Origin of the sequence: Neobacillus sp. 114 (genome assembly GCF_030127045.1) — a bacterium.
In the GTDB taxonomy this organism is placed as follows: Bacteria; Bacillota; Bacilli; order Bacillales; family Cytobacillaceae; genus Neobacillus; species Neobacillus rhizophilus.
Genome location: NZ_CP126144.1, coordinates 3782748 through 3794335, shown reverse-complemented (window position 1 = coordinate 3794335; position 11588 = coordinate 3782748). Strand labels below are relative to the sequence as shown.

Genomic DNA, 11588 nt, shown 5'->3' with positions numbered 1-11588 from the left:
AAACCCATCATATGAGGAACTTTCAGGTTAATTATCCGAAGGGGGCTCTTCTAATGAAATTTTAAACACTTTTATACTACAATTTCAAATTAGAATGCAAAAAAGCTGAGAATCAGTTAATTCTCCGCTTTATTGCATTCTAGTATTATTTTTAAGGCCTCAATGAGCCCAGGGAGTTTTTCATAATTTGGTTGATCGTTATTATTTATGATCTCATTGATCCTGTTTTGGATTCGGGTCTCTGCCTCCTCTATAGTAAACAGAACAACTATCTCCATAGTCCACTTCCACCTCGAATCTTTACAGTAATATATGTGAAAAAATTGAAAGTGCTTGGACTTTTCCCCATTTTAAACGTAGGGGCAAAGTTTAAGTATGAACTACTGCTTGATTACAAGTCTTTCTTTTTTTAAAGAGAGTTAACAATTCAGTTAAGAGTTAATAATTCCAGATAAATCGACATATTTTTGATAGATTGCTTGTCTATAATGACAACAGTCAAGGGGAACGGAGTAGAGAAAATAACTTACTCGAAAGGAGGAATTAGTGATAGGAGCTTAAATCAGTACAGTTTAAAAAAACGAGAATTTAAAAAATAAACACAAGGCGGAAGCCAAATAAATTAAAAAATAATAGAAAGGGTTGAAACTTTATGAAAAATCGATTCAGAAGACAAAAAAGGAAATTTATAAAGGATTCTTTGGCTAATAAACTTACAGGGAACATAAAATACCATGCCTCAAACCTAATCATGATTGCCAGCTTCTTCTATAAATAGAGGTGATATAAAATGGGAAATTTACTACGAAAAGCTGTTCAGTTAAAAAAGAAGCATTTAATTAACAAGCTCATTAAACAAGGAATCTATAAAAAAAATAACAAGCATCTTTATGAGTTGACATTGAATGAACTTGAAAAAGAGGTTAAATTTTATGGGCACTAATGACCTTGTGCGTTCTGTAGGCTATGCGGAACCAATATAAAAAACATACCAATCGAGAACAAAGTACAATAATCCATTAATAAATAATCCGCTCCAAACGTGATTGGGGCGGATTATTTTTATTATCAACGGTTTGCATTAAAATGATATTTAATGTTAGAGCATGATCGGTAAAGTGATAGATGAACGTTGATCTATTACGAATGTTTTATGATAATACACTGCAGACTGGTTCGAAAGCAACTATATGGAATAGAGTTCTAAACTTTTTGGTTAGTTTTTAATATCATTTATTACTCGTAAAACAAGGATATATAGAAAATACAGCCCCAAGTAAGCGCCTGTCATAAGGAAGAAGGGATTTAGAAATACCCCATGAATATTAGTCATAAAGACTTTATCATCTTTGATAATCTCAAAAATGGCGATTGAAGAAATATTTCCAAAAATAAGTGCCGATAGGATTGCTGTTAAATCAAATATGATCTTTATTATGGACCATTTTCTTTGAAGTACAACCATTAATATAGGGAGTACAATACTTCCGATAATGAAAAGGAGCTTCATCAGTATCACCTCGCTTATCATTCTTCACGAAATAAAAGGGGATTAAACATACTAAGTAAATGCTGAAAAGTAAAGCCTTCCAGCGGTTTCTTTATTGTTCCTCATAGAGCAAGGAGTGGCTGCAGGACAATGCTCTATAAATCAACTGAAACCTTTTCAAGTAACCTTCGTATTATAGGGAAACTAAATTGGTTATTTGTGGGAGGAGAACATGTATGTCTGAAAAAGGCTGTATAAAATGCGGAAGCAAAGATGCAGGAACAAAGGAAGTGGCGATGACGGGAACAGGTTTATCGAAAATCTTAGATATTCAACACAATACCTTTATAGTCGTGTATTGTAAAAAATGTGGTTACTCGGAATTCTATAATAAGCAATCTTCTAAAACGTCCAATATATTAGATTTATTCTTTGGTTAATAAAAGATTAACCATAATTTTATTATGTAAAGTGAATCGAAGATATTCATTAAATATCTTAAAGGCAGGATTTAAGGGTCAGTCCCCCAGTGCACTAAAGCTTTAACGTACTGGGGGACTGACCCCATTTTACGTTTTTATGAAAAAAGATTTAGTTGTCCAAATTCGACTGTCTTGCTGTATAAAACCTTACAAAAAACTTCGTCAGCCCATAGGAAATCATTGTAATAACAATATCTATAAAAAATAGATGAACAATCGTAAATCCCTTATAGATGGAAACTAGACCCATCCACTTCTCAATAGGTGCAAAAACAAAAGCAAGTATGGCACTTAGTCCAGTAGTCCATATAATGAAAGGTTTATCTTGATTCAGGCAATATTGATAGACAAGCATAAAGGAAACAGGGATAAGGGATGCTGTAATGCCTAAGGCTTGTGGCAAGAATGGCGTTAGGAAATAGCGATGGTCTACATAACCTTGTCTTATAAGTATGAGGTCTGTATATGTCCATAACATATGTACTGTGTAGCCAAAGAAAAGAATTTCAAGACTTCTATTTCGGTTAAGCTGAATTAGAAGCACAATCAGCGGAACAAGCAAGAAGAGTAGGATGACCCAGAACTGCCAGTTTCCTCAGTCAGAATGCTCACGCCAAAAAGAATGCATTAAAGACGAAACCCGTTCACTCTTATTGTTTATTTCTTTCCAATATTGTTTAACTGACATGCTATCAACCCCTCTATACGCAAAAAACCACCGATATTCGAGTTATAGAATAATCCCTTTTATATTTCCAATTTTTCCTTAGTAATCACTTGTTATTAAAATTGCCAAGCACTTTATTTTTATACAAAAATAAGGTAATACCAATGAGCACCTCTTAATTTAATAATTTTTATACAAATTAATGTAAGCAAGAGTTTCTTGTTCAGGTGAACTGTATTCGCAGATCCATTCTTTTGCTGCTGTTTTGGTGTATTTTTGAGATGTCGATTTTATGTTCCACACTTTATGGTATGAACATAAAATAATTAACAGTAACGGGAGAATAGGAGGGAATTTGGGTGGCTTCAGTTGTTAACGTAGGAATATTAAACATAAATTCTCCTCAACCTAGTTCCGCCATTTTTGTTGGTGAAGGTATTGTAAATGGGATGGATGCTAACAGGAAATACAATTTAAATTCAGGGGGAATTTACGGTATTAACACCATTAATGCCGGAAATATAAATAGTGTCGCGGATAGTTTTGAAATTATAGATGGGGTTATCTTTGATCAAGATATTAAGCCGATCATTGCAACGAATATATAAGCAAACAGTAAGACGCGGCTTTTTAGGTGAGTGCACAATCCAAGATTCATGAACATAAATTAAAGCATAAAACCTCATTCATAATGAACTAAAGTGGTGAACCATAAATGGGTAAAACTACAGATTTTACTTTTGCAGGTAACATTCATGTCCAAACAATGGAGAGACAGTGTGGTATTTTTATAGGGGAGCAAAATACTGCAATCGGCTGGAGTGCTCATGGCAAGCAAAACAGTGTGTTCGGAAGTATTGGCGGACAATCTAATTTGCTGCTTTGCAATACTTCCATCCTAATTGATCCTGACATAGTTGATACACCAATTGATGATCGGGACATTCATATTGCCCTCGAGAATTCAAGTGATGAAAACAACTTAACAAATCTTAATCTTAATAGTGTAAACGTCAATTCGATGCAGCCAGGAAGCTCGGTATTCGTTGGCAAGGGTCATGTTAATGGGATTGATGCTAATCAAAAAGAAAATACCAATCACGGTAATTTAAATGGGAATAATATTCAGCTAATGGGGAATATCAATTTAACTAATGATCAAGATACTATAGATGCAGTCATGGATGATCGTGATATCAAAATCGCAATCATTGAAAAAGAATTATGATTTAACCCTTTTTTCCTACAAAGCATTCCAAGAAACCTTCCGTTTGATTCCTACCGGAAGGTTTTTTATTATTTAAATCCCATGCCAGTAATATTTCGTGTTACCACATATTGTATGCCATCAGAATGGTGAAGAACCAAGACATATATCTAATCATATTTTATTATTAAAAACTTTTTCCAAAAACGGCACTTGCCCTTTTGAAGAAAAATGTGTGTGGGAGGCTAAGGATGCAAAAAAGACGCGTGACTAATCTTATAATCAAGGGAATTAATGTAAATTCCCTTGATACAGCATCGGGAATATTTGTCGGAATAAATACTGTGAATAACTGGTCCTCTCATCACAAAAATAATCACGGTTTTGGCATAGTGTATCATTCACAAGTCGCCGAAACGTTTAGCTTAGTGGTTGATAATGATGTCATTGACAGCCCCATGGAGAGTCATGCAGTGACTTACATGGATGGAAGGAAAGATATACAACCAATTGACGCCCCAACCGAAAATCATACAGTCACTCTCATGGACGGACAGCCAGAGGGGCCGAAACAAATTGATATTAAGGAAATAAACGTAAACAGTTTATTTACAAATGCAGCAGTTTCAGTTGGAGATAACTTCCTAAATGGATGGAGTGCCCATAGGAAAACAAATGAGGGAACAGGGAGAACGGCAGGAATTAGTCAGCTAACATCCAATACCAATATCGTGATTGATAATGATGTGATTGACTCTCCAATAAGCGATAAGTTTCAGAAATAAAAATCCCACTGAAATTGAGGTGAGAGATTTGGCGATTAGTATAGTAATTGGAGCCATTAATGTAAATCATCAAGATACAAACTCTGACGTATCAGTTGGGGAAAACCAATTAACCGGTTGGTCAGCTCACAGAAAGACGAACAACGGATTTGCTCAGCAAAGTGGTATTATTACTAATATACAAAATTTCAACCCGATTATTGATAATGATGTAAATGATGGAAATATGATTGATCCAGATGTTATACCTGGTGCTCAGGCGCAGGTACTTTAAGTTTAAATTTAAAGTATCTGCCCATTTTTATTTATTACAGATTTATTGGCCTTTTAGGCATGACCTTTCTAAACAGAACATAATGATATATATAAGACTAGCCGTAGTAGGGAGGTTTTCAATGGGTGATAAAGCCTCATTTGCGTTCTAACGTCAAACAGATGTTAGGAGAGGATTTCTCCGAATTATTGCAGGAAATCTCACCATTTGTGGAACCAAGGATGGATGTATACAAATTAAACCAGAACTTCATACTTTCCATTGAGCTCGCCGGGGCCAGGAAAGAGGACTTGTCTGTAAAACGAATGAATCGTATCTTAACAATTGAAGGAAACATTAACAAAGATTATATAGATGATGATATGAAAGTAATCAGCAGCGAACGGTTTTACGGTTTTTTTCGAAGGGAGATAACGATTCCAGAAGAGTGTCATTTGGAACAACTTCAGGCCATCTTTGATAGGGGAATTTTATTAATAACAATCCCTTTTTAAAAAAAAGAAAAATAATAGGGAGATTGATCATGACATCCATTAAATACGGTTCATTAAAAATTAACGATATAAAAGATTCTTCAGGATTATTGGTGGGAACAAACATCATAAAGGGAAGAAAAAACGAAGTTGTGATCAACGAAGGGTTTGGGACCATTAAAGGAAATAATAAAGTCAAATCAAATGCAGGAGTGATAGAGAAACACTCTTAAAAGGGAATGGAGATTGATGGACCAAGAAAATCTACTAAAAAAGCTTGATGAATTATTCCAAAAGTTCAGCACACTTGAGAAATCCCTCCACGATAAAAACAATCCATCCGTCATTGTAAAAATGGACGTGAAAGATCTTCATCTACAAGAATTAAATATTGCTGAACTAGCATTCCAGCTTGAAAAGTTGGATATAAAAGAGTTGAGCGGCATGTTGAATCTTGGAAATACGTTCTCTCCCAACGTCAATCGCAAGCAGCTTCCTAAAAATCCGGCTGTTCAAAAGAATTCACAAAAAGGACAAATAGAAAAAAGGGATGACATTCAAATAAACATAAATGGAAAGCCAGTGTCTTATACCATGAATTAGGGAAGGGATGTTGATATTGAAACGTTTTTCCCCCGCTTTTTTTATTGGATCGATTTCAATCGGAACGGTAGAGGGTGCATCCTGTGTTAATCTTGGAACCAATTTTCCAAGCGGCTTTGTCAATTATAAAAAACAAACCCAAGGATTTGGCTCGATAACCGGTGATCATAACGATATCCACGAAATTATAGCATCAATCGATGAGAATGCGATTAGTGATATATTCCATTATGATTTATTAGAACAACAACAAAATGGACAGGCATTAGATAAAATTCAACAAGAGATGTTAAACTCAGAACTTCATATTGAAGAAGTGAATGATGAGAATGAGGAAAATAGTAATAATGCTGTCAAAGATGATACCAATTCCTTCTGATTCAGAATCTGGGAGTCAGCCCCTCGAAAGCAGTGGATTTCACAATTGAAATCGCACTGCTTTGAGCATTTTTACGAGTGATTATTGTAAGGAGACATATTGGTAGAACTTCAATTATAGTTTTAAATGCCTGGTTTCATAAAAAAATCATAGCTATCAGATTTAAACAAAAAAGAAGCTGGCGAAAAACAGTACGTTTTCGCCAGCTTCTTTACTTATTAGACTGTCTTATTTACTATGGCCAGCTGGGGTCCGCACGTTGATGGAATCTGTTAAAGTAATGTTGTCAGAAGAGTTGCCAACGTACACTTTGTATTCACCATCTAAAGTCTTCCAAGAATCAGCATTGGAATCCCAGATGGATAGCGGGTGGTTGCTTGCTGCTGGGTCAATGGTAACCGTCACACGTTTCTTTTCACCTGGTTTGAGCCAGACTTTTTCAAATCCAACAAGACGTTTAGGCGGCTCATTCGCCACTTTAGGCAGACCTAAGTATACTTGCGGCACTTCCGCACCCGCTACTTTACCGGTATTTTCTACAAAGAAGGATACCTGAATTTTCTTAGTCCCGTCCGTTGTCTTAGGCGTAACAACTAATTTAGAGATGTCAAAGTTGGTATAAGACAGACCATGACCAAATGCGAAGAGAGGTTTGATGCCTTGTGCATCGTACCAGCGGTAACCCATCTCAAGACCTTCAGAATAGTACACTTGCGGAATCTCTTTGCCAGTGCTGTCGAGTACACCTTTATTAACGCCTGGGTAGCGCTCTGGAGTGCTTGTTGGTGTGTCCGCTTTGGAAACTGGATAAGTCACTGGAAGCTTTCCGGAAGGGTTGGCTAGACCAAATAACAGGTTTGCAACAACATTCCCATCTTCTTGACCTGGATTCCATGCTTCTAGTATCGATGGGACTTCATTAACCCATGGCATAAGAACAGGATCTCCATCTTTAAGGACTAAAGCCGTTTTCTTGTTCGCTACCGTCACAGCTGAAATCATTTCATCCTGGTTGTCCGGCAAGGACAGGCTAGGGCGGTCACGGCCTTCGCTGGTTACAACACCAGCCATAAGGATGACGATGTCGGCATTTTTAGCCGCAGCAACAGCTTCGTTAAGATTACTATTGTCATTAGCCACGGTTACCTTGGTAATCGCTGCGTTAGAGCCTAGTTTAGTTAAAGTATTTTGAAGTCCCTTTAGTGGTGAAACGGTATAAAGCGGACTTACCCGTGAACTACCGCCTCCTCCGGCAACGGCTGCGTCAACATAGGTTGCCTTACCGATTAAGGCAATAGAATGAACAGATGGGTCGAGCGGAAGCAGGTTACCCTCATTCTTTAGCAATACGGCTGTCTGTTCTGCAATTTCGCGCGATTTTGATCCATTCGTCTGAGCATCGATCGTACCCCGTACAATCGGGCGGTCGAAAATTCCATATTTGAACATTTGGACGTATCGGCGGCTGAGAGCTTGGTTAACAGTATCGATCGTTAAGCTGCCGTCCGCAAGTGCGGCATTAATGTTGGCAGTGTTGAAGAATCTGGCACTCTGCATTTCAAAATCCAATCCGGCGTTTAGCGCTGGGGCAGTCGAATGGGTGGCACCGAAATCTGATTGCACATACCCTTTAAATCCCCACTGATCGCGTAAAACTGTATTCAACAGATAGTCGTTCTCACAGGCGTAGGTTCCGCTTACTCGGTTGTAGGAGCACATAATAGAACCAACATTGCCATCCTTTACTGACATTTCAAATGGGAGCAGGTAAAGCTCATGAAGGACATTTTCGTCGATGTTAACGTTCACAGACCCACGGTTTTGTTCCTGATCGTTAAGGACGTAATGCTTTGACATGGCGATAATATCATTATCTTGGATCCCTTGAATCTCTTTAGAGGATAAAACACCAGCAAGATAAGGATCTTCACCCATGTACTCGAAATTACGGCCATTCTCGCCCAAGCGTGCAAGATTCATGCCTGGTGCTTCGAGTTCGTGCAGCCCAAGCGTGCGGGCCTCACCACCCATTAAGTTACCAAAAGAGTAGGCAAGACTAGGGTCAAAACTGGCTGCTAGCCCAATGGCAACAGGTAATGCAGTCGCCTTATCCTGCGGGCTGCAGTCACCGCCGCCTAGACCTACAGGGCCATTGGTAATTCTGAACGTTGGGATCCCGAGTTCAAGGATTCCAGGAACGTGCCTGCCAGGGCTTCCGCATTCCGGAAGCTCCGGGATTGCTCCACTTTTCCCCGCAAGCTGTTGGATTTTCTGGTCAAGCGTCATCGCATTGATAAGCAGTTCGGTACGTTTTTCAGGCGAAAGCGACGTATCCATCCAAGGCAGCTGGGATGAAACAGCAGCCTGTTCAGCTTTCACTTGTGTTGGCTGTGCGGAAAATGCCCCGCCTGCTAAGGCTGCCACAGCTACACTCGATACAAATGTAGACCACACGAGTTTCTTAAATTTTTTTCCTACTTTAAACACCTTACCAACCTCCCCAAATTGGAATAAAGATTTTACCTTTAACTCACTCTTCACCTCCGTACTCTCTCTTGAAAACGCTGTCACAATGATGTCAATTTCATTATAATGAAGCATGCCAAGATTCCATTTGTGGTATTTTTATAACTTTTTGTGAAATTTTTATCTGACTATTAAAAAAAATAAAAATGATTATTTGGTAATGGGTAATATTTCTTATTTGTAATTTATCAAGGGCGGAAGCAACTCTCTTCTTACATTAAAAACCAGAAAATCATATATCTTCTGAAATCAGGAAATAATACTAGGGAGGTGAAAATATGGATACGGAAAAATTAAAATTGTCATCTTCTGAAATTGGTTCTTTGTGGGGCGAGTATGTAAACGGAACAGCGATAGATATAGTAAATAAATATATGTACTCAATTATTGAAGATAAAGCAATAAAAGCGGTTTTTAATGATGCTCTCAAGACATTCGAAAAACAAAAGAGACAAATTATCACTTTTATTGAGAATGAAGGGTTTCCTGTTCCAATTGGATTTAATGAATCCGACTTGTATTTAGGAAAACAGAGATTGTTTTCAGATGCATTCTGCCTAAACTATTTACATGTAATGACTTTACATGGATTATTGGGGCATACCACTGCATTAAGCATTTCTGTTAGAAAAGACTTAAGGGATTTTTACGACTCATGTGATAACGATGCGAAAAAGTTGTATCACCAAACGATTGAATTATTGCTTGATAAAGGACTTTTTCAGAGAGACCCATTATTTTACGCAGATGAACACCCTAAATATATTTCAAGCAATGATTTCAAAGACGGTATTTTTGGGAAAGGTAGAACTCTTACTGCTATAGAAATCATTTCTATTTCTTTTAACCTGAAAAAAAGTATTATGGCTAAAACCCTTTCTATTGCATTCAGCCAGGTGGCGGAATCCAAAGAAGTAAGAAAATTTTTAACTGAATCTGAGAAAACAGCTGATGGACAAATAAAAGCATTAGCAAAAATACTTCAAGCGGATAACTTACCAGTTCCAAAATCATTGGAAACTGAAGTGACAATTTCAACTGATTCTCCATTTTCTGATAAGTTATTAATGTATCACACGGGATTTTTGTTTCAAACTGCACAAACCTATTATGGGGCAGGCCTTGCATCAGCCATGCGAACAGACCTAGTTACCACTTATGAGGGTACTATTTTACAAAATCTTATGGTTACAAATAATTGGTTTAATATTATGGTGAAAAATAAATGGTTAGAACAGCCTCCGCTTGCACCTAATAGAACAGAAATTGCAAAACAAAAATAACAAGAAATGCCCTTCAATCGGTAGGGCATTTTAATTATTGGAAAATCCTTCATCAACTCCTTTTACTTTAATAAGCGAAGGAGCTATCATCACGACAAAATCCTTTTATCGTTCAAGCACCGGTTGTTAAAAGGGTTTAGAAATATTTGAAAAAACTTCCATTAATAATATCGCCAGTGTTCCCTATCCTATAAAGGTAAATATGATTGGAGGAATTTTCATGGCACAATTAAGAGACATTATGACATCAAATGTTGTTACAGTTAACGAAACACAGACCGTACAGGAAGCAGCAGCGTTAATGAGCGAATATAATATCGGAGCGATCCCCGTAGTAAATAACAACAAACAAATTGTTGGAATTGTAACAGATCGCGATATTACTCTTCGTACGACAGCACAAGGTGAAGATGCACAAACACCAGTATCTGAAGTCATGACTGCACAGCAAATCGTCCAAGGTACACCTGATATGGATGTTCATCAAGCAGCAGATTTAATGGCAGAGCAGCAAATTCGCCGACTGCCGGTAGTCGAAAATGGACAAATAGTAGGAATGGTTGCATTAGGTGATTTAGCCGTACAAAATCAATATGCAAACGAAGCAGAACAGGCATTACAAAGTATTTCAACTCCTTCTGCACCACAACAATAGTAAGGGATACTTTTAAAAGCACAGATCCATACCAGGGTCTGTGCCACTCTTTTTATAATAGAAGTGATTGGCGGTTTATTAATCAATTATGATGAATTCCACTTCAAATATATAACCGGCAGTGTAGTGCAATTAATTTCAAAAAATAAAAACAGAGTATGGAAATTTCCCATACTCTGTTTTTATTGTTAACCTCGTCAAATCGGACCTTAGGCTTTCCTACAGTATTAGGTGATTAAAACGGCTCGATGGCTTTCTCGTTTTTACCGGTTTGAGGCTGATTTTCAATACTTCTTGCTTCGACTTCCTTGGGAATCTCTTTAAGGTGTTTATTTACTTCTTCAACTTGATTTGTAGTTCTCATTTCATCCATTTTCAAAACCTCAATTCATTAAAATATTTTATAAATATAGTATGCAGCAGTGACGAAGATTTTATGTTCGATGAATGGGCTAGAAATAAAACAAGCCCAGTCATTAATATTTCTGATATTAGAGCAAACACTTAGCGGTTGAACTATAATCATTAATTTCGGACCTTCATAGTTATTTTCGGAGGACCGACATCAGAACTAAAAACGTTTATTCTTCTTTAGCGAATGATGCTTTTATTTTTTTGCGTGGGGAAGAGACATATTGTATATGAACCATTTAAGCAGCTAGCTGAAAGTGTGTTTTAAATTTGCCTCAGGATAATAGTGTTAAGTATACCCGGAAAGATGATCAAAAGTTTAAGTATACCTGGCCAAAGGGACGTGGAGGCAAT

Annotated in this window: 17 protein-coding genes; 12 read left to right on the top strand and 5 right to left on the bottom strand. The window is 37.2% G+C overall.

What is annotated here, in order from left to right:
* Nucleotides 1–116: 116 nt before the first annotated feature.
* A complete protein-coding gene (locus QNN06_RS18385) occupies nucleotides 117–278 on the bottom strand; it encodes a hypothetical protein (RefSeq protein WP_213119377.1) in 162 nt (53 codons plus the stop codon).
* A 512-nt stretch (nucleotides 279–790) separates the two neighbouring features.
* On the opposite strand from QNN06_RS18385, the gene QNN06_RS18380 reads away from it, so the two are divergent.
* A complete protein-coding gene (locus QNN06_RS18380) occupies nucleotides 791–943 on the top strand; it encodes a Fur-regulated basic protein FbpA (RefSeq protein WP_213119378.1) in 153 nt (50 codons plus the stop codon).
* Between the two features lie 273 nt (nucleotides 944–1216).
* Here QNN06_RS18380 and QNN06_RS18375 read toward each other — a convergent pair whose 3' ends face one another.
* Nucleotides 1217–1510, bottom strand: coding sequence for a transposase (locus QNN06_RS18375; protein WP_284035695.1), 294 nt, complete (start codon nucleotides 1508–1510; stop codon nucleotides 1217–1219).
* Nucleotides 1511–1725: 215 nt separating this feature from the next.
* On the opposite strand from QNN06_RS18375, the gene QNN06_RS18370 reads away from it, so the two are divergent.
* Nucleotides 1726–1929: a zinc ribbon domain-containing protein gene (locus QNN06_RS18370; protein ID WP_213119379.1), complete on the top strand. Its 204-nt coding sequence runs from the start codon at nucleotides 1726–1728 to the stop codon at nucleotides 1927–1929.
* 151 nt (nucleotides 1930–2080) lie between these two features.
* Here the strand turns inward: QNN06_RS18370 and QNN06_RS18365 are convergent, their stop codons facing one another.
* Nucleotides 2081–2449: a hypothetical protein gene (locus QNN06_RS18365; protein ID WP_284035694.1), complete on the bottom strand. Its 369-nt coding sequence runs from the start codon at nucleotides 2447–2449 to the stop codon at nucleotides 2081–2083.
* A 548-nt stretch (nucleotides 2450–2997) separates the two neighbouring features.
* Here QNN06_RS18365 and QNN06_RS18360 point away from each other — a divergent pair.
* The 8 genes from QNN06_RS18360 to QNN06_RS18325 all read left to right on the top strand — a co-directional run bounded on the left by QNN06_RS18360 (nucleotide 2998) and on the right by QNN06_RS18325 (nucleotide 6359).
* Nucleotides 2998–3246 carry a hypothetical protein gene (locus QNN06_RS18360; RefSeq protein WP_213119381.1) on the top strand — a complete coding sequence of 83 codons (249 nt, stop codon included), beginning with the start codon at nucleotides 2998–3000 and terminating at the stop codon, nucleotides 3244–3246.
* Between the two features lie 107 nt (nucleotides 3247–3353).
* Nucleotides 3354–3866, top strand: coding sequence for a hypothetical protein (locus tag QNN06_RS18355; RefSeq protein WP_213119382.1), 513 nt, complete (start codon nucleotides 3354–3356; stop codon nucleotides 3864–3866).
* 230 nt (nucleotides 3867–4096) lie between these two features.
* Nucleotides 4097–4630, top strand: a complete 534-nt coding sequence (locus QNN06_RS18350; protein ID WP_213119383.1) for a spore germination protein — start codon at nucleotides 4097–4099, stop codon at nucleotides 4628–4630.
* A 28-nt stretch (nucleotides 4631–4658) separates the two neighbouring features.
* Nucleotides 4659–4904 carry a hypothetical protein gene (locus QNN06_RS18345; protein WP_213119384.1) on the top strand — a complete coding sequence of 82 codons (246 nt, stop codon included), beginning with the start codon at nucleotides 4659–4661 and terminating at the stop codon, nucleotides 4902–4904.
* Nucleotides 4905–5029: 125 nt separating this feature from the next.
* On the top strand, nucleotides 5030–5398 hold the full coding sequence (locus tag QNN06_RS18340) for an Hsp20/alpha crystallin family protein (protein WP_284035693.1): 369 nt from the start codon (nucleotides 5030–5032) through the stop codon (nucleotides 5396–5398).
* A gap of 29 nt (nucleotides 5399–5427) precedes the next feature.
* On the top strand, nucleotides 5428–5610 hold the full coding sequence (locus QNN06_RS18335; protein WP_284035692.1) for a hypothetical protein: 183 nt from the start codon (nucleotides 5428–5430) through the stop codon (nucleotides 5608–5610).
* A gap of 13 nt (nucleotides 5611–5623) precedes the next feature.
* On the top strand, nucleotides 5624–5980 hold the full coding sequence (locus QNN06_RS18330; protein ID WP_284035691.1) for a hypothetical protein: 357 nt from the start codon (nucleotides 5624–5626) through the stop codon (nucleotides 5978–5980).
* Between the two features lie 16 nt (nucleotides 5981–5996).
* Nucleotides 5997–6359, top strand: a complete 363-nt coding sequence (locus QNN06_RS18325) for a hypothetical protein (RefSeq protein WP_284035690.1) — start codon at nucleotides 5997–5999, stop codon at nucleotides 6357–6359.
* Between the two features lie 228 nt (nucleotides 6360–6587).
* Here QNN06_RS18325 and QNN06_RS18320 read toward each other — a convergent pair whose 3' ends face one another.
* On the bottom strand, nucleotides 6588–8846 hold the full coding sequence (locus QNN06_RS18320) for a beta-glucosidase family protein (RefSeq protein ID WP_284035689.1): 2259 nt from the start codon (nucleotides 8844–8846) through the stop codon (nucleotides 6588–6590).
* A 317-nt stretch (nucleotides 8847–9163) separates the two neighbouring features.
* On the opposite strand from QNN06_RS18320, the gene QNN06_RS18315 reads away from it, so the two are divergent.
* The gene (locus QNN06_RS18315) at nucleotides 9164–10168 is read left to right on the top strand and encodes a DUF3231 family protein (RefSeq protein WP_213119389.1); all 1005 of its coding nucleotides are present in this window, start codon (nucleotides 9164–9166) and stop codon (nucleotides 10166–10168) included.
* A 220-nt stretch (nucleotides 10169–10388) separates the two neighbouring features.
* Nucleotides 10389–10823: a CBS domain-containing protein gene (locus QNN06_RS18310; protein ID WP_284035688.1), complete on the top strand. Its 435-nt coding sequence runs from the start codon at nucleotides 10389–10391 to the stop codon at nucleotides 10821–10823.
* 235 nt (nucleotides 10824–11058) lie between these two features.
* Here the strand turns inward: QNN06_RS18310 and QNN06_RS18305 are convergent, their stop codons facing one another.
* The gene (locus QNN06_RS18305) at nucleotides 11059–11196 is read right to left on the bottom strand and encodes a hypothetical protein (protein ID WP_165976406.1); all 138 of its coding nucleotides are present in this window, start codon (nucleotides 11194–11196) and stop codon (nucleotides 11059–11061) included.
* Between the last annotated feature and the right edge of the window lie 392 nt (nucleotides 11197–11588).